Origin of the sequence: Streptomyces sp. NPDC007983, from assembly GCF_042958345.1 — a bacterium.
Taxonomy (GTDB): Bacteria; Actinomycetota; Actinomycetes; order Streptomycetales; family Streptomycetaceae; genus Streptomyces.
Genome location: NZ_JBIBJI010000045.1, coordinates 1 through 18,110 on the forward strand (window position 1 = coordinate 1; position 18,110 = coordinate 18,110).

Below are 18,110 nucleotides of genomic sequence, written 5' to 3' on the forward strand. Positions count from 1 at the left end.
GAGAGCTACCTCGCCGGCCTCCACCTCCGTGCCTCGATGATCTGGATCGACGACATCCTGAAGGCAACTGGCTGATCACAACATCACACAGGCCCAGGCATGATCGAATCCCACGAGGTGCGCGTCATCCGGCTCACCCGCCCCTCGCATGTGCGCCGGGTCTTAGCAGTCCGCCGCACCTCGGACCCAGTCCCTTCCTGTACCAGGCGATCTCCATGCTCCAGACCGCAGCCGCGACGATCGACCACCGCCTCACCCGCTCCGAACTGCCGAGAGCAAGCTGACACGCCGCCGGCAGCCAGGCAACCGCACCGACCGACGCTCATGTGAGGGCAGTGGCCGAGTGATTTTGCTCCTGCATCCGCACCCGCCAAATCGTTCAACGAGATAGCTTTGCCGGTACCGGTTCACGGCAGGTCAGGCCATCGCTGCTGCCACCCTTGCTCTGTGCTTTCGGGCCGCTACGATGGGAGATCGCTGCTAGGGCCACCGGTTATAGTCGTTGGCAGGGAACGTTCCCGGATGGCATTGGCTAACGCGTAGTGGGGAGCTGGAACGGATGACGAGGGCCCGCGGCAAGGCTCCCACGATCTTGGACATCGCCGCGGAAGCAGGGGTCTCCAAGTCTGCCGTGTCGCGCGCCCTGTCCGGGCAGGGCGAGGTAAGCGCAGAGACCCGGGAGAAGGTCGAGCGTGCCGCGCGCAAGCTCGGCTACGTGGCCAACGCCATGGCCCGGGGGCTCGTCAGCTCGCAGACGAAGACAGTCGGTGTCCTGCTCAGGGACATGACACGGCCGTTTTATGCTTTGCTGCAGACGGCGATGCAGCGCGCAGCCGAGGACCGCGGCTATCAGGTCGTCACCGCCACGAGCGCCGCCGACCTGGGTGTCGCCGACGCGCTGCGTGCGCTGAGGAATCTCGTCTCGTTGCAGGTGGACGGCTTGGTGGTGTCGTCGGCCCGTCTGCCTTCGGAGGAGATCGTCCCATTCATCGACCGGGTACCGATCGTGGTGGCGGGCCGGCGCGAGACGAGCCGGGGCATCACCAGCGTGTTCTGTGACGACGCCGACGGCGGCACCGTGCTGGCGGAGCACCTGCTACAGCTCGGACACGAGCGCATCGCGGTCGTCCTGGCCGACGAGGCCTACTCCCTGAGCCAGTACGCCCGCGGCTTCGCCATGGTCGAGCGCATACGCGCCGTAGGGAAAACACCCGTCGTCTGGCAGGTCGCCACCGACCGAGAGGCGACCCAGGCGATCACCGACCAGCTCGACGGCACCGGAGTGACGGCCATCATGTGCCCCACGGACGGGTCAGCGGTCGATGCCCTGGAGGTCCTGCGGCAGCGAGGGCAGTCGGCACCCGAGGACTACACGGTGACCGGTTACGACGGCTTCGGCCCGCTGAACACCCCGTACCTTGGGCTCACCACGTTCCGCCAGCCGGTAGAGGAGATCGGCAGGACCTCGATCAATCTCCTGCTCGACAAGATCGAAGGCAAGACCGACCAGGACCGCCTGGTCGAGCTTCGGGGCAGTCTCATCGAAGGCCGCACGGCAGGCAGGCTTCCCCGCCTGCCGTGACCCCTGCACGGCCGGGAGGGCCCGGTCAGTCATCGGTTTCGGCCGGCCACCATCGGCTCGATGTCACCTTCGGGTCCATGCCGATGCGCTGGACGGCGACCTCCAGGCCCTCCGAGTCACCGGCGTGCTGCGCCGACACACCCGCCAGGACCTTGGTCTGCGAACTCTTTCCGGGCCGTATGTTGAGCGAGCGGAGTGTGTATTCCGGCCGGTCGACGGCCTGCAGGACCATCGCCCTGACGCGCGGTTCGCTCTTGTCGGTGGTGACGACCTCGAGCATGTAGTCGGTCGGCTCGTCGTCCTCGTCGCCCGCCTGCTGCGGTGACGCGCCGGAGTTTCGCTGGCGGCCGTTGACGAACCGGCCCAGGGGGCGCAGGAGTGTGTTGGTCGCGATGATCGCCACGCAGCCGATGAGCGCCATGATCTCCATCCCGGCTCCGGCGAGGGAGCCGATCGCTGCGGCACACCACAGGGTCGCGGCCGTGGTCAGTCCGCGGATGTTGAACCCGTCCCGCAGGATGACGCCGGCGCCGAGGAAACCGATGCCGGACACGACCTGCGCCGCCACCCGCGTGGGGTCGGCTCCGGGGTTCTCGCCGAGCCCGACGGCTCCCATGAAGACGAACAGGCACGCACCGACGGAGACCAGGGCGTTGGTGCGGATGCCGGCAGTGCGCAGCTGCCATTGCCGTTCCAGGCCGATCGCCGCGCCCAGCACCATGGCGACGAGGATCCTGAACGAGAGTCCGAATATGAGACCGGGATCGGTCACGGGCGCTCCTTTCCTGGCTGATGGTAGGCGCCCGGCACACCATCGAGCCGGGAGCGTTCCCGGCGGGGCAGGTTACGTGCATCGCCCCCCTCGGGCAAGAACGCCGGTCTATCATTTCGGATTTTTGCGGCCACTTCACGTTTACGAAAGTGTTACTTGTTCGCGTCGAACGACCTCTGATACTTTCACGCCATTGCCGGACCGGGAACGTTCCCGTAACGTCGCAGACGTGTGAGGTGCCGGGCGACGCAGTACATAGGCCTTCCCGTACGTCGTCACTCCGGTGGCCAAGAGGCGTAGGAACGGTCTCGGCCCGTGGCTGACAGTTTCGGTCGCAGAAGGCGCCCCACAGCAGGAGATCGAAGGAGGTCCAGAGAGATGCTCTCGTTCAAGCGCGCCCAAGGTTCCGATTCCGCTGCTGTCGGCGCGGCAGCCCTCAACACCGGCATCGTCGGCTGTTCAGCATCACCGACGCACACCAGCGGTTCCATCAATCTGAGCTTGATGATCTGGGGCCCCACCCAGAAGGCGGGTGTTCAGAAGGCCGTGGATGGACTCAAGGCTGCGAACCCGGACGTCAAGCTTTACCTCCAGCAGGTCCCGGTGGACCAGTACTACCGGCTCGACGTCCCCCTCGGCGCAGGCGAAGGCCTTGACGTCATGCGGCAAAGCGCCACGGCTCCGAACTACGTCGACGGAGGCGCATTGCAGCCGTTGGATGAGTACACCAAGGGAGAGCACTCATGCTGAAGGTTCCCGACGGGTGGGCATGGGACTTCTGGATCGCCCAGGATACGGATCGTTTCCACCTCTACTTCCTGAACGCTCCCCACAGTTTGGGGGATCCACAACGGCGCCACCGCGCCGCCCGTATCGGTCACGCGGTCTCTACGGATCTCCGTACATGGGAGATCGTCGGGCGCGCCTTCGAGGCTGGGGACGAGGGCGCGTTCGACGCCACGGCGACGTGGACGGGCTGCGTTGTCCGCGGAGATGACGGCCTCTGGCGCATGTTCTACACCGGCTCTCGATTCCTGCACCCTGAACCGGAGTACGCCAACATCGAGACAATCGGGGTCGCCGTGTCTTCGGACCTGACCACCTGGGAGAAACTTCCTGGCCCCATCACCCGTGCTGATCCGCGTTGGTACGAGACGTACGTGCCCGGCGAGGGCTGGAAAGAGGAAGCGTGGCGGGACCCGTGGGTCTTCCGTGATCCGAACGGATCTGGGTGGCACATGCTCGTCACCGCCCGTGCCAAGGATGGGCCTCTCGACAACCGCGGAGTGATCGGGCACGCGTACTCACCGGACCTTCAGGAGTGGGAAATCCTCCCGCCGCTGTCCGATCCCGGTGCAGGATTCGCTCACCTTGAGGTGCCGCAGGTCGCGCAAATCGACGGGCAATGGTGGCTCGTGTTCTCGTGCGGACCGAACACGCTTTCAGCCGACAACCCGGCGCGCCAGGGCGACCCGGGCACGTGGGCGCTTCCCATCTCTGCGCCTCATGAGCACATGGATGTGCGGGCCGCGCGCCCGATCACGACGTCATTTCACTACTCCGGCCGGCTCGTGGCAGATCGCGACGCCCAATGGTCCCTCATGTGCTTCATCGGCGCCGAACCCGGAAGCGACTTCCGTGGCGTGATCAGCGATCCCCTCCCGGTCAGCCTCGACGCGGACGGTTACCTGGCTGTCGACGATGCCGCTTTCGATTCCTCACCGCTGTAACGCAGCACCCTCCAGCTTCGGACCGCCGTGGCAGACGCGGCGGACTTAAGGCCCCAGCCACCCAACCCGTGATCCCAGCCCCAGCGCACGACAAGAGGAGAATCATGAACATCAAGCGTGCTGCGCGTCGAGGAAGCCTCGCAGCTCTCGCCGCGGTCACCGCCGTCGCTGTCATCACCGGCTGCAGCTCCAGCGAACCCCATTCCGCGGCCGGCGACGGAACCGGGACGATCCAGATCTGGTCGCACCAGGGCCAGGATGCTGAGGTCGCCGCGATCAAGGCGGCCGTCAAGGGCTTCAACTCGTCCCAGTCGAAGGTCAAGGCGTCGCTCCGGCTGATCCCGGGCGACACGTACACACAGACCATCACCAACACCCCCGCGGACAAGCTCCCGGATGTGATGGACATCGACGGCCCGACCCTCGCCTCCTTCGCCTACAACAAGCGGATCAGCCCACTCAGCGACTACGTCTCCAAGGCCACCATCGATAACGCGACCGCCGGCTCCATCGCGGAAGGCACCTACGACGACAAGCTCTATGGGCTTGCCCAGTTCGACTCCGCCATCGGCCTGTACGGCAACAAGAAGCTCCTGGCGGCCGCCGGCGTCCACATACCGACTTCCAGCGATCAGGCTTGGACAACTAGCCAGTTCGCTGATGTCCTGAAGAAGGTCGCCGCGGTCTCCCCGTCCGGCAAGGCGATCGACCTCAGAGAGTCAGGCCTGTCCGGCGAGTGGGGCATCTACGCGTTCTCCCCCCTGATCTACTCCGCCGGCGGAGGCATCCTCAAGGACAACAAGGCCTCCGGCGCCCTCAACTCGGCCGCAAGCGTCAAGGCCCTGAAGACGTTCGCGTCGTGGAAGCCGTACGTAGCCTCCAGCCCCGACGGCAAGGCCTTCCCCGACGGCAAGGTAGGTCTGCAGTGGAGTGGTCACTGGCTGTACCCGGACAACAGCAAGGCCCTCGGCAAGAACCTGGTGGCATTGCCGCTGCCCAACCTCGGTGACGGAGCGAAGTCCGACGTCGGCTCCTGGACGTGGGGAATCGGCGCCGGCACCAAGAACGGCAAGGCCGCCGGCGCATTCCTCGACTACCTGCTGAGCGACACCAGCGTCAACGCCATGGTCAAGGCAAACGGCGCTCCGCCCGCGACGAAATCCGCGTTCGCCGAAGCGAGCCTGTACAAGACCGGAGGCGCCCTGGCGCTGTGGGGTAAGCAGCTGGCAAAGGCCTGCGCGGCTGACAAGGTGACCAGCGACTGCGCCGCCATCTACCGCCCGGTCACCCCGGGATACCCGACCGTCACAGCGAAGTTCGGGAGTGCCCTGTCCGCCATCTACGGCGGCGCCGACCCGAAGACCGAGCTCACCAACGCTGCCAAGGCAATCGACTCGAACTTCGCCGACAACAGCAACTACAAGTAGGAACAACGGGTGTGGGCGCAGGGCACCCACACCCATCTCCCGAAAGAGATCTCATGGCTGAGCCAGGCCTTCCCACCGCTACCACCGCTTCGAGCGCACGCACACGTCGGGCCCGCCGACGGCGACCGAACCGGGACACCGCCACGGGCATCCTCATGGCCCTCCCCGCTGTCGCGGGACTGATCGCGTTCATCGCCATCCCCTTCATCACCGCAATCGCCCTGTCCCTGTTCAACGTGCAGGTCAATCAGGTTCGGCCAGCCACCTTCGTCGGCCTCGACCAGTACATTCGGCTGTTCACCGATCCCCTGGTCTCAGGAGCGTTCCTCCGTTCCCTGATCAACAACCTCGTCTTCGCGATCGTCGTCATCCCGGCTCAGACAGGACTCGCGCTCCTCCTCGCGGTCCTGCTCAACCGCAAGCTGAGAGGCGTGCGCTTCTTCCGCACGTTGTTCTTCATGCCCGTCGTCTTCCCGATGGCGCTCGTCGCCGTCATCTGGCGGCTGATCCTGGACCGCAGCTCAGACGGTCTGCTCAACGCCTCGGTCCACTTCCTCACGGCGGGTCTTGTCCCCACGCAGGACTGGCTCGGCTCGTCCGCAACTGCGCTCGGGTCTGTCATCCTGCTCTCGGTCTGGCAGGGCGTCGGCTTCCAGATGGTCATCATCCTCGCCGGCCTCCAGGACATTCCCGAAGAACGTTACGAAGCCGCCCGCCTTGACCGCGCCAACGCATGGCAGCAGTTCATTCACGTGACCGTTCCCGGTATCCGCAACACGCTGATCTTCGTGGTGCTCCTGACGACCATCCTGGCGTTCCGCGTCTACGACCAGATTTACATCCTCATTCGCACCGCAGGTGCGAATGAGAACGCGACACAAACGGTGCTGTACCAGGCGACGAATTCCCTCTCCTCGGACAACAATCTCGGCCGGGCATCGGCCATCTCCGTATTCCTGTTCGTCATCGTAGTGATCATCACTCTGGTCCAGCGACGACTGCTTCGACAGAGGAGCGAAGAGTGACACCCCCCACCCTCCGGCCCAGGAACCGCCGACGCACCCTCGCAGATGCTCGCGACTACGTCGTTATGGCGATCGCTGCGATCATCATGGTCGCCCCGATCTACTACCTCGTCATCGGCAGCCTGAAGCCCTCGAACGAGGTCCTCAACGGCTTCAGCGGGTTTCTCCCCGTGCACCTGTCCTTCAACAACTACCTGGCCGCGTTCTCCGCACTGAATTCCGGTGCCACCGGATACTTCTGGCGGTTCTTCGTCAACTCGTTCGTCATCTCGTTCGTGATCGTCATCGCCGGGCTGATCGTCAACTCGATGGCTGGCTACGCCTTTGCACGGTTGAAATGGGCCGGTCGCGACAAGGTCTTCATTCTCGTCGTCCTGCTGATCATCGTGCCGTTCGAGTCGATCGCGATGCCGCTGCTGTGGCTGATGTCGGGACAACGCGACACTCTGTTCGTGCAGATGATCCCGTTCATCGCCAACGCGTTCTCGGTGTACCTCTTCTACACGTTCTTCCTCAACATCCCCAAGAGCCTGGAAGAGGCTGCCCGCCTGGACGGCCTGAGTTCCTGGGGCGTATACCTCCGCATCGTCGTCCCGAACTCGAAGCCGGCATTCGCAACCGTCGCGATCCTCTCCTTCCTCGACTCATGGGGGAAGTTCCTCTGGCCACTGCTCATGACCTCCGACCCGAATGTGCGGCCCCTGCCACTCGAGATGAGTGTCTTCTCCGCGCAGCAGCCGCCGGACTGGGGCCAGGTGTTCGCGTTTGGAACACTCCTCGTGCTTCCGGTGCTGATCGTCTTCCTCCTCTTCCAGCGATACTTCATCCAGAGCGTCGCCGGCTCCGCGCTCAAAGGATGACCTACGCAACACCAAGCTCACCCTCGCACCAGGCATCGCTCCGCTCCGCGGTGCGTACACAATCGATGGGAACGTGCTGATGCCGGCCGGCGTCCTTGCCGCCCTGCCCATGGTCATCATCTTCGTCATCCTCCGGAAGCGGCTCATCGCCATTCACCCGAAGCGGGTTGAAGTAGCTCGGCCCGTCGATCTCGCAGGAGCACACGTCCCGTGAGCCGTTGTCTGCAAGATCGCTTCACGTGCCGTCCACGGATGTCACGTCCCCGGGCGAACCTGATGCCCGCGCCGGTTGTGGACATCGTCTGCGACACCGCACAGAAGACCAGTGAAAGGACACCGTCACCGTGACGAACCCCGATCCCCTGGAATTGCTTGATATCGCCCGGAGTATCGCGGCCGAAGCGGGGACGCTGGCCACGACCATGCGGAACGCCGGAATCAGCGTGGAGACAACGAAGTCCAGCCAACTGGACATCGTCACCCAGGCCGACACCGCCGTAGAAGCGCTCATCCGGGAAAAGCTGACCGCAGAGCGACCGCACGACGGATTCTTCGGCGAGGAAACCGGCGAGGTCTCCGGCAGCAGCGGCATCACCTGGATCGTCGACCCGATCGACGGCACCGTGAACTACCTGTACGGCTCCCCGTACTACGCGGTGTCCATTGCCGCAACGGTTAAGGACGAGGACGGCGGACACACCTCCGTCGCGGCCTGCGTCTACGCACCGGCGCGCTCGGCGGAGTACACCGCAGCCGTCAGCCATCCCGCCCGCCTGAACGGAACGCCGCTGCACGTCAACGAGAACGTGCCCCTGGACAAGGCTCTCGTGTCCACGGGCATTCACTACGACCTCGCCAGGCGCGCCCAGATCCTTGAGGACATCAACAGACTGACCCCGCGCATCCGCGACTTCCGGCTGATCGGGGCCGCGGCACTGGAGATCTGCGGGGTCGCGGAGGGCCGCACAGACGCCCACATCCAGCGGGGACTTCCGATCTGGGACTACGCGGCGGCGACTCTCATCGCAGTCCAGGCGGGAGCCGACGTGCGCGTCGTCGCCGGCGTGGCGCCCACGGCCGAGCGGCTACTCATCGCCAGCCCCCGGCTCGCCGACGCGCTCGATCCGCTGCTCGACTGACAGCACCGCCAGCACACCCCGCTCACCCCCACGGGATGGAGGACTCCTGATGACAGACTCACGCACCTTTGTGCTCTGCGGACACCGCGGAAACGTTGCGGACACGCCGGAGAACACGTTGTCGTCGTTCGCCAGCGCAGAACGCGTCGGCGTCGACGAAATCGAACTCGACGTTCGTGTGACACGAGACGATGTACTCGTGGTCATCCACGATCGGACAGCCGCCCGAACCGCCGCAACGTCGACCCCCCATCTGCACACCCCCGTCGAGGAGCTCACCTTCAGCGAGCTGCGGAGCGTCGACCTGGGTTCGGGGGAACGGATCCCCACGTTCGACGAAGTACTCGATGCGACGACCGTCCTCCTCCAGGTCGAGATCAAGGCGCCGGCCGCGGCACGCGGCCTCGCGAAGCTGCTGCGTGACCGGCCTGAACGCGATCAGGCACGATGCCTGGTGACGAGCTTCGAACCGCTGTCGCTGAGCGACTACACCGACGAGTGGCCAGACACCCCTCGCGGAACCGCTCTGCACGTCCCCGACATGGACAGCAACTGGCGCGACGACATGCGGCGACTGGACGTCTCGACGATCCTGCTTCCACTGGCGACACTGAAGCGGTCGCTCGTCGATGAGCTGCACGACGCGGGATACGTCGTCGGCGGGTCCCTCATCGAGGGACCCGGTGACGTCCGACGCCTTCTCGAGCTCGACGTCGACATGTCGGCCTCGAACGCACCGGAATACGCACGCCAGCTCCTGCTGGCGAGCGACGAGTTCACGTCGCGATTCCCGTCCTTCGCCCGCAACGATGCGGCGTTGATTCCAGAAGCATCCTGACCCGGCGTGGCCGCCACCGGTTTCGGCGGCGGCCACGCGGCGCAACTGGCTGTAGCTGCACTTGCACCTCCTGGCCACCGTGTGGGGCTCGGTTATTCATCGCTGCTGGTCAAACGCCCCACCCGGCGTGCACAGAGCTGCGACCATGATGGGATGATCGTGTCGCTCCTATACCAGGTGACTCGACGCCTTCTCGCCGTCCCGACGGTGCTTCTACGGCGGGACACCTCGAAGGAGGCCGAACTTCTCGTCCTGCGCCACGAAAACGCCGTGCTACGACGCCAACTACAAGGACGAGTACGGTACGAGCCCGCGGACCGCATGTGGTTCGCCTCCCTGTCCTCACTGATCCCCCGCCGCCGCTGGGCCACGGTCTTCCCCATCACCCCCAGCACGCTCCTGGCCTGGCACCGCAACCTCGTCGCCCTCCGATGGGACTACTCCCGACAACGCCGCGGTCCCGGACGGCCGCCCACACAGGCCGCCATCAAGAACCTCGTACTGCGCCTCGCCCGCGAGAACAACCGATGGGGCCATCGCCGGAGCCAGGGCGAACTGGCCCGGCTCGGACACCCGATCGCCGCCTCTACCGTCTGGCAGATCCTCCACACAGCAGGCATCGACCCCGCACCACGCCGCACCGGCCCAACCTGGCGCGAGTTCCTCTCCGCACAGGCCACCAGTCTGATCGCCTGCGACTTCCTCCACATCGACGCCATCAGCCTGCACCGCCTGTACGCCCTGGTCTTCCTCGAGCACCACACCCGGCGCCTGCACGTCGCCGGCGTCACCGCACACCCGACCGCGGCCTGGACCACCCAGCAAGCCCGCAACCTCGCCACCGACCTGGGCATACGCATGGACTCGCTGCGCTTCCTCATCCGAGACCGCGACAGCAAGTACACCGACGCCTTTGACGCCGTGTTCCAGGCCGAGGACATCGAGATCATCAAGACACCGGTCCGCGCACCGAAGGCCAACGCCCACTGCGAACGCGTGATCGGCACCCTCCGCCGAGAAGTCCTCGACCACACACTCATCCTTGGCGAAGGTCACGCGCGCCAGGTCCTGGCCACGTACCAGAGGCACTACAACGCGCACCGCCCCCACCGGGCCCGATGCCAACTACCTCCCCAAGCTCACGGGCAACCACCTCCGGTTCTGGAGCCGACCAGCCGCAGAGTCCTGCGCACTCGCATCCTCGGCGGCGTGATCAACGAGTACAGATATGCCTCTTGACCAGGCGCGACGATTATTCGAGCCCCACAGGCTATCAGGGAAAGACGGAGACGGCCTGCGAGATCGCCGCGGCCTTCGAGGATTCCTGGCTGGAGCTGTACCAGCACGTCAACCCCGATGCGCTCCCCGGGGCCCGCGACCTGTACGCGCCGGTCGCCTATGTCCAGACACCGGTGACGGCCAAGCCGAAGAGCACTTCCAAGGCGATTTTGAACTTCTACGGCGCTCCCACGAAGAACCTCGACCTTCCCGATCTCGTCCATCAGGTCGCCGCGTCCCTGAACGATCACGGTACGAAAGCACTTCTGCTGGACGACATCACCCGCCTGCGCATGCACCGGGCCGACGACCAGGACGCGCTCGACCTCATCCGCGCCTTCATGAGCATGCACGTCACGCTCATCCTTATCGGCGTCGACATCCCGGGCTCCGGGCTGCTGCGGGAAGGCCGCCATGATGCCCGCACCGGGCAGTGGGTCCTGCCGCCCTCCCGGCACGCCAAGGTCCACGGCCTGGAGGCCACGCAGACCGAGCGCCGCTTCGATCTGGTCGAACTCGACCACTTCCGCTACGACACCCCGCCCCAGATCACCGCCTGGGTCCAGCACCTGGCCGGTCTCGAAGACCAGTTGCGGCTGATGAACGCCCCGCCCGGCATGCTCACCGACGGACACATGCCTGAGTACCTGTTCGAACGCACCCACGGAGTGGTCGGGCTGCTGGAGCGGCTGGTCGAAGACGGCTGCCAGGAAGCCATCGACACCGGGACAGAGTGCCTGACCGAGCCCCTTCTGGAGGGCATCGCCCTCAACCTCTCCTCCGAGCCCGGCCGCGATCCGAACGCCGGCGAGATTCCCGACGTCCCGGCCACGCAGGCCGCGGCGACCGCCCGGCAAGCAGCCAAGCGGCCGGCCCCACGCAGACGCGGCCGGAACACCGTGTTCGACGATCAAGGACCGGCCGCCGAAGCCGGAGCGTGAGGCCGCCGTGCGACCGCTTCCGCGAAGCCTGAACCCTGTCCCCGACGAGACGCTGCCCAGTTTCCTGCTCCGGCTGGCCCACCGGCTCAGCATCGCGCCGCTCCACATCGGCGAGCGCACCGGGCTCTTCCCCCGCACAGGGAACGTCATCTCGCCCCGTCATCTTCTGCGGCTCACTCCCGAGCTCACAGCCCACATCGCGGGCATCTGCCGCCTGTCCGTCCAGGAGGTCCACAACCTGACCCTCGCCCCGCAAGCTCCCGGATTCCCGCCCCTGCACCCCAACTACCTCAAGCCCGGGCGCCCTTTCGAGGCGGTGGTCAACGAAGGATGGGTGTTCACCCGCTTCAGCCGCTACTGCCCCGAGTGCCTGGGCGACATAGACGACACCGCCACGGCGAGCTGCTGGAGCGGCACCTGGCGGCTTCCCATGACCTTCGCCTGCCTGCGACACCACCGATTCCTCGACTGGCAGTGCCCCGCCTGCGGCAACCCTGCCTTCTCCACCGGCATCGGTACTACGGGCCGATGGCGTCCGGCCAGCCTCATCCCCAGCCCGCTGGCGAACCTCCACCCCGCCCTGTGCCGCAGCCGGATCACCGGTCATGGCGAAGCATTTCGCTCCCCTCGGCCCTGCGGTCACCACCTCGACCGCGCCAACAGCCCCGCTATCCGCCCCGACCCCGAAGTCGCTGCCCTCCAACGACGTCTGCTGGACCTTGCCTGCGCTCCAGCCCCAGGCCCCGTTCTCTCGGCCGGCCGCCCAGCCAGCGCGGCCGAGCACTTCAACAACCTCCGCGCGATCACACTGCTGATCTGCGGGACCTGGCCGACCGCAGCGGAACTGTTCCCCGACATACCCCAGCTCAACGTCATCGCCTCACACGTCGAAGAACGCCTGGCAGCAGTGAGCAAACGCCAACAGGGCGGACACCGTGCTTCCACCCTCCGGGCTCTCGACGCCCCACCACCGGACGCCGCAGCCAGCGCGGCCCTGGCCACGCTGGCCACCCGCTTCCTCACCACTCCTGAGACAGCCGAATGCATCGACCGCCTCCTGGCCGAATGCCATCTCCACTGGCCGGGACGAGCGAAGCTCCTTGAACTGGAACCTCACTGTTCAGCAAGCTTCCGCGCCGCCGCGAAGCCGCGCCTGGACCCCCTCCGCGTTCGCAGGAGCCCGGGAATCCCGGCCATCTTCCCCCCACCACCAACGCATGACGGGAAGCTGGACGCCCGGACCATCCCCCAACGGCTCCCCGAGGACTGGCTGGCACCACTCGCGACCCTGGACGCCCCGCCCCAGCTCCTTCGGCAGGATGCCGCTATCCGCCTGGCCCAGATGGCTCGCGGCGGAGCCCGCGCCGATGCCGCCTTCTACCTGGGCTTCAGCCGCGCCCACGTCAGCAACCTCGCCGCGCGGGTACGACAATGGCAACGAAAGGACGACAACGCACAACGCTACGAAGAAGCCCTCTCACGCCTCGCCGACCTCATCGCCGCGACGCCCAACCTCACCAACTACCAGCGCCGCAGGGACCTCCTGAGCCAATGGACCATCCCTCCAGACGCCTGGGAGGTGATCATTGACGTGGTCCGTCAGCAGCAGACTCCAGCCAGCCACCACAAGACCCTCTGGAACACCGCCCGATACCTTGGCGCCTCAGCGGTGGTCTGGGCATGGGCCACTCAAGGCGAACGCCTCCACGCACCCGCCCTGCGCTCCACACAAGGCTCCCCCTCCAAACAGGTGCGGGATACCGCCGTCTACGAATCCCTATGGCTGGAGAACCCGGACCGCCGGCGCGCACGCCACCGCCCGATTCACCAGCTTGTCCATGCCGCACTCCAGGAGTACCGCGGCCAGCTCATCACGCAGCTCGACGCCTGACCGGACCCACTAGCGACGATCTTCAGGATCAGCCGAGGACCGCTCCTCAGGCACCGCACCCGCAGCCTGCGTCGGACTTATCGCCGTCCTCCGACCCGCCGCAACAGCCGCCGGGGCCGTTCTCGAGGGCAGGGCTCTTGCCCATCTGCTCGGCGTCGGCCTTGACGACGTAGACCTCCCACGGCTCCTTGCCGGGGCCGTGTACCCACACCTTGTCCTGGAGCGCGTAGCAGCACGAGGTGGCTTTGTACGCGAGAACGGGAGTCGTTTGTCGATGAGCGCGGGAGGCACCCCGACGGCGGCCAAGTCGATGTTCACGAGTTTGGGAGGCACCCGCCGCTGAGCCGATGGGTACTTGTACCGGTGTGCCCAGACTCCAGTGGCCGCGCATCGTGAAACGCGCAGCCGATATCGTCACCAGCTACGACCAGGTCGGCGGCTGCACCCTCCGCCAGGCGTACTACCGGCTCGTCTCGGAAGGGAGAAGCTGAGGTCGATGGCCGAGGCGGACGACTGGGCCCGCGCCGAGGCCATGCCCTCGGACGCGGAGATCACCCGCATCCGACGTCTGATCCAGCGCGTCACCGAGGACGTCGAGACGCTCACCGAAGCCGAACGCGCCGAGATCCAGCGGGCCGCCCAGGTCGTCCGCCAGATGCGGCAGAACTTCCTCGGCATGCCCCGCATCCGCCAGCCCCTGCCCGACCTTCGACCGGAGCGACCCGCATGACCGCACCCGACCCCACCGTCCAGGCGATGATCGAGGGCCGCCGGGCCGACACCGGACGACGGCGCCAGCGCGTGCTCGCGGCCTTGGCCCAGGCCGCGAAGGACGGCTCGGACGTCAGCGTCGCAGCGATCGCCCGCCGCGCCGGCGTCGACCGCACTTTCCTCTACCGCCACCGCGACCTGCTCGGCCAGATCCACGCCCAGGCCGCCGAGCCGCCCACGGTCCCCGGGAGCCGCGGCCCTGCCGTCAGCCGGGCCTCCCTGCAAGCCGATCTGCTGGCCGCCGACGCCCGAACCGCCCGGCTCGCCGCCCAGGTCCGCCGCCTCGAAGCGCGCCTCAGCGAGGTCCTGGGCGAGCAGGTCTGGCGCGAGTCCGGCATCGGCGGCCCCGAGGACACCGAACAGTTCAAGGCCCGGATCACCACCCTCGAACAACAGGTGATCGACTTGGAGCTGAAACGCGCGAGGGCCCGGTTCCCAGCCGCTGCACGGCCGGGAGTCGGCACAGGGCGCCCCGAGGCGGTGACGGCGACACCGCCTCGGGCGTTCACTGGAAGTATGGCGTTTTACGACGCTAGCTTCGTAAAAGCTCCCGCCGGACAAAGGACCAGGTGGAGGCCCTGCGCGAGGCGATGTCCTCGATCGCGGAAGGGGCGCGGCCGTGCAGCGTGCGCCACGTCTACTACCTGGGCATCGGACGGCTGTGGGACAAGGACACCGGCACCTCGTGCCGGAACTACTCGGTCGTCGTCCGGGAACTGGGCTATATGCGGGAGTCCGGGAAGATCCCGTGGGAATGGCTCACCGACGGAACCCGCATGGTGCGGCAGGAGCTCCAGTACGACTCCATCGAGGAGCCATGGAGCGCGCTGCGGAAGGCTACCGGCGCAACCTGTGGGCCCCGCAGAGCCGCCGCGTCGAGGTCTGGTGCGAGAGTGCAGCGTTGGGGGCGTGCTTTTGCCCGTGACCTCCGCGTGGGGCGTGGGGCTCGACGATCGGGCGTGGTTTACACGGATGTTGCCGGCCTTTTTCCGCTGACCGTGTCGAGCAGCAGCTTCGCGGCCACCGTCGCCCCGTTGGTGCGGATCGTGCCGGCCACGGCGGTCGCTCGTGCACGGGTCTCGGGGCTCAGGGCCGTGCTCAGCGCGGCCGACAGGGACTCGAAGGTCGGGGTCGGACCGTCGTGTGCCGCGCCGATGCCCAACTCGGCCACCCGGCCGGCCCAGTACGGCTGATCCGCCAACTGGGGGACCACTACCTGGGGGGCGCCGACCCGGGCGGCCGTCGTCGTCGTACCCGCGCCGCCATGGTGCACGACAGCGGCTACCCGGCCGAACAGTGCCTGATGGTTGACCTCGCCGACGGCGAAGCAGTCCTCCCGGCCGTCGATCAGCGCCAGGTCCGCCCAGCCGCGCCCGATGACGACGCGGCGGCCCTGCGCGCGGACAGCCTCGATGGCCACCTGGGCGGCGTCCGTCGAGGCGTGCATCGGCATGCTGCCGAAGCCCACGTACACCGGTGGCGCGTCGGCGTCCAGGAACGCCACCAACTCGGCCGGGAGCGGGCGTTCGTCCGGCAGGATCCACGCGCCGGTCTGAACGACGTCGAGGTCGGGTGTCTCCTGCCACGGGTCCAGGATCGGGTCCGTCGCCAGCCATGGCTGGTCGCCGATGACGTAGTCGCGGACGTGTTTCACCGGGGGCAGACCGGCCGCCGCACGGTTCGTGTTGAGCGCCTCGCCGAACAGCGCGTCGATGTTCTGGGCGTCCAGATCCCACAGCACCCGGTTGTCGGTCACCTCCGGCGGGAACGGCCGCCCCGGATACGCCAGTGGCCGGCGGTGCGGCGCCGGCAGGGTGAGCTGCTGGAAGGTCACGGACACGGATCGGATGCCCAGCATCTCAGCCACCGACAGCGCTCCGGCCGCGGCCGGCATCATCCCTGTCGCCACCAGCACGTCGCATCCCTCGGCCGCCGCGGTGACCGCGTCGAACTGCCCGGCGATGACCTCGGCCGCGCGTTGCGGCAGGCTCGACGCCGGCGGGGCCTCCTTCGTCATCGCCCGCGCCGACCGGCTGACGGGCACCAGCGGCACGCCCACACCGTCCAACCGCTGCGCGAAGTCCTCGTCCGGCGGCGCGCACACCTGCACCTGCGTGCCGAGTTCCCGTAACCGCACCGCGAGTCCCACCAGCGGTTCGACGTCCCCGCGCGACCCATACGTCGATAACAACACACGCACTTCGCGACACCCGTTTCTGTAGGTTCTGGCTTCGACCGGCGATTCTGCGGCACGCCGGGGGTCTTGCCGCAAGCCCCCTGGTGCGCTATATGTTGAGCATGGCAAGGAGTGGGTAACCTCCTTGCTTTTGCCTTTTGCCGTCCGTTATGGACGGACGACCTCCTTTCGAAGCGGCGGCCCGCCGCGTACGGCGGTGCCGTCGGCCCCGGAGGATCTCCGACGAGCTGTGCACTCCATCGAAGCCTGGCCGACGACATCCGGCAGTGGAACATCGAGGCCCGGACGGAAGAAGCCGAGCGGGAGCTGCTGCGCTCCCTGCGAGGGACAGTGAGGAAGATCGTTCGCCGCGCGTCCGCCGAGCCGGTCGCCGAAGACGACGAAGACGTGTAGGCCCCGTGCACCACACGTGTTGCATCAGCTACAGTGCTCGCGACCGCTCCTGAACTGCGGAAACTCCAACCCGCACACTCGTGGCGCCCCGGAGAAGTGTCGGCGACTTCGACGCCTCGGGTGCCGATATCGAACGGGACTGGGTGGCCCGCACGGACTGCTGGAGCCACGTGGAACGCATCCTGCTCACCCACGAACAGGTCCGGGACCACGAGCTGCCCGCGGCTGTGGGGAAGGCGCCGCCTTCCTCACCCACCTCGCGGGCGACCACATCGAGGTCCGCTCCGCCGGATCCGCCCCCGCCGACACTGTCAACCCCGCCGTCGTGGAGGCGATGACCGAGGTCGGCATCGACATCGCCGCCGAAACCCCGAAAATCCTCACCGTCGACGCCGTGCAGGCATCCGACGTGGTCATCACCATGGGCTGCGGCGACGCCTGCCCCGTCTTCCCCGGCAAGACCTACCTCGACTGGAAACTCGACGACCCAGCCGGACAAGGAACAGCGGCAGTACGGCCGATCCGCGACGACATCCGCACCCGCGTCCCGAACCTGATCAACGAACTCACCCCAGGTGACTGTGCATGACCGTGACCACCGGCACCCTCCGGATCACCGAGCTGACCGCCGAGCACGCTCAAGACGTGCTAGCGATCTACCAACTCGGCATCGACGAAGGCAACGCCACCTTCGAGACCACCGCACCCACCTGGGAAGCGTTCGACGCAGCCAAACTCCCCGACCACCGACACATCGCGCTCCACACCGACGGCCGCGTCCTCGGCTGGATCGCCGCCACGAAGGTCTCCGACCGCTGCGCGTACGCGGGCGTGGTGGAGCATTCCGTCTACGTCCATCCCGGAGCCCGTCGGCAAAGAGTCGGAGCCGCTCTCCTCAACGCACTGATCGCGTCCAGCGAAGCGGCAGGGATCTGGACCATCCAGTCCGGCATCTTCCCCGAGAACACCGCCAGCCTCCGCCTCCACCAGCAGGCAGGCTTCCGCATCATCGGCACCCGCGAACGCATCGGCCGCCACCACGGCACCTGGCGCGACGTCGTCCTGATCGAACGCCGCAGCCCCACCGTCACCTGACCAAGGCCGAAGTTGCGCCCCGGTGTGCCGGGTCGCGGTAGTTGGCACCATCCGACCGCCACGATCTCGCGTTCTCTGAAGTTTCCCCGTGATCCTGGACACTCTTCTTCTACGCTGCGAGTGCTTGGTCGTTCTGGAGCCGCTGGCGTGTCTCGCGGGGCGTGATGTACC

At 66.9% G+C, this 18,110-nt stretch carries 15 protein-coding genes and 2 pseudogenes; 14 read left to right on the forward strand and 3 right to left on the reverse strand.

The window, feature by feature from the left end; genetic code table 11:
* Nucleotides 1–592 precede the first annotated feature (592 nt).
* Entirely contained in the window at nucleotides 593–1,582 is a 990-nt protein-coding gene (locus tag ACFZCY_RS44995) for a substrate-binding domain-containing protein (protein ID WP_391187565.1), read from the forward strand.
* Between the two features lie 25 nt (nucleotides 1,583–1,607).
* On the opposite strand, the gene ACFZCY_RS45000 is transcribed toward ACFZCY_RS44995, so the two are convergent.
* Entirely contained in the window at nucleotides 1,608–2,354 is a 747-nt protein-coding gene (locus ACFZCY_RS45000; RefSeq protein WP_234357313.1) for an MgtC/SapB family protein, read from the reverse strand.
* 378 nt (nucleotides 2,355–2,732) lie between these two features.
* Here ACFZCY_RS45000 and ACFZCY_RS45005 point away from each other — a divergent pair, with 378 nt between their 5' ends.
* The 10 genes from ACFZCY_RS45005 to ACFZCY_RS45050 all read left to right on the forward strand — a co-directional run bounded on the left by ACFZCY_RS45005 (nucleotide 2,733) and on the right by ACFZCY_RS45050 (nucleotide 13,483).
* The gene (locus tag ACFZCY_RS45005) at nucleotides 2,733–3,104 is read left to right on the forward strand and encodes a hypothetical protein (RefSeq protein WP_391187567.1); all 372 of its coding nucleotides are present in this window, start codon (nucleotides 2,733–2,735) and stop codon (nucleotides 3,102–3,104) included.
* Entirely contained in the window at nucleotides 3,098–4,084 is a 987-nt protein-coding gene (locus ACFZCY_RS45010) for a glycosyl hydrolase family 32 (protein ID WP_391187569.1), read from the forward strand. The genes ACFZCY_RS45005 and ACFZCY_RS45010 overlap by 7 nt, the downstream gene beginning before the upstream one ends.
* A 104-nt stretch (nucleotides 4,085–4,188) precedes the next feature.
* Nucleotides 4,189–5,511, forward strand: coding sequence for an extracellular solute-binding protein (locus tag ACFZCY_RS45015; RefSeq protein WP_391187571.1), 1,323 nt, complete (start codon nucleotides 4,189–4,191; stop codon nucleotides 5,509–5,511).
* 53 nt (nucleotides 5,512–5,564) lie between these two features.
* On the forward strand, nucleotides 5,565–6,536 hold the full coding sequence (locus tag ACFZCY_RS45020) for an ABC transporter permease subunit (protein ID WP_391187573.1): 972 nt from the start codon (nucleotides 5,565–5,567) through the stop codon (nucleotides 6,534–6,536).
* Nucleotides 6,533–7,396, forward strand: a complete 864-nt coding sequence (locus tag ACFZCY_RS45025) for an ABC transporter permease subunit (RefSeq protein ID WP_391187575.1) — start codon at nucleotides 6,533–6,535, stop codon at nucleotides 7,394–7,396. The genes ACFZCY_RS45020 and ACFZCY_RS45025 overlap by 4 nt, the downstream gene beginning before the upstream one ends.
* A gap of 344 nt (nucleotides 7,397–7,740) precedes the next feature.
* Nucleotides 7,741–8,535, forward strand: a complete 795-nt coding sequence (locus tag ACFZCY_RS45030; RefSeq protein WP_391187577.1) for an inositol monophosphatase family protein — start codon at nucleotides 7,741–7,743, stop codon at nucleotides 8,533–8,535.
* Between the two features lie 49 nt (nucleotides 8,536–8,584).
* Nucleotides 8,585–9,373, forward strand: a complete 789-nt coding sequence (locus ACFZCY_RS45035) for a glycerophosphodiester phosphodiesterase family protein (protein ID WP_391187579.1) — start codon at nucleotides 8,585–8,587, stop codon at nucleotides 9,371–9,373.
* 153 nt (nucleotides 9,374–9,526) lie between these two features.
* Nucleotides 9,527–10,612, forward strand: coding sequence for an integrase core domain-containing protein (locus ACFZCY_RS45040; RefSeq protein ID WP_391187581.1), 1,086 nt, complete (start codon nucleotides 9,527–9,529; stop codon nucleotides 10,610–10,612).
* Nucleotides 10,609–11,592 carry a TniB family NTP-binding protein gene (locus ACFZCY_RS45045; protein WP_391187583.1) on the forward strand — a complete coding sequence of 328 codons (984 nt, stop codon included), beginning with the start codon at nucleotides 10,609–10,611 and terminating at the stop codon, nucleotides 11,590–11,592. The genes ACFZCY_RS45040 and ACFZCY_RS45045 overlap by 4 nt, the downstream gene beginning before the upstream one ends.
* Before the next feature lie 7 nt (nucleotides 11,593–11,599).
* Nucleotides 11,600–13,483: a TniQ family protein gene (locus ACFZCY_RS45050; RefSeq protein ID WP_391187585.1), complete on the forward strand. Its 1,884-nt coding sequence runs from the start codon at nucleotides 11,600–11,602 to the stop codon at nucleotides 13,481–13,483.
* Between the two features lie 46 nt (nucleotides 13,484–13,529).
* Here the strand turns inward: ACFZCY_RS45050 and ACFZCY_RS45055 are convergent.
* Nucleotides 13,530–13,724 (reverse strand): annotated as a pseudogene (locus ACFZCY_RS45055) (glyoxalase/bleomycin resistance/dioxygenase family protein); the annotation flags it as partial.
* 255 nt (nucleotides 13,725–13,979) lie between these two features.
* On the opposite strand from ACFZCY_RS45055, the gene ACFZCY_RS45060 reads away from it, so the two are divergent.
* Nucleotides 13,980–14,213: a transposase gene (locus ACFZCY_RS45060; protein ID WP_391187587.1), complete on the forward strand. Its 234-nt coding sequence runs from the start codon at nucleotides 13,980–13,982 to the stop codon at nucleotides 14,211–14,213.
* 1,005 nt (nucleotides 14,214–15,218) lie between these two features.
* Here the strand turns inward: ACFZCY_RS45060 and ACFZCY_RS45065 are convergent.
* Nucleotides 15,219–16,448 carry a nucleotide disphospho-sugar-binding domain-containing protein gene (locus tag ACFZCY_RS45065; protein ID WP_391187589.1) on the reverse strand — a complete coding sequence of 410 codons (1,230 nt, stop codon included), beginning with the start codon at nucleotides 16,446–16,448 and terminating at the stop codon, nucleotides 15,219–15,221.
* Nucleotides 16,449–17,082: 634 nt separating this feature from the next.
* Between ACFZCY_RS45065 and ACFZCY_RS45070 the strand changes: the two are divergent.
* A pseudogene (locus tag ACFZCY_RS45070) lies at nucleotides 17,083–17,433 on the forward strand (arsenate reductase ArsC); the annotation flags it as partial.
* On the forward strand, nucleotides 17,430–17,939 hold the full coding sequence (locus ACFZCY_RS45075; RefSeq protein ID WP_391187591.1) for a GNAT family N-acetyltransferase: 510 nt from the start codon (nucleotides 17,430–17,432) through the stop codon (nucleotides 17,937–17,939). The pseudogene ACFZCY_RS45070 and the gene ACFZCY_RS45075, both read left to right, overlap by 4 nt.
* Nucleotides 17,940–18,110: the final 171 nt, after the last annotated feature.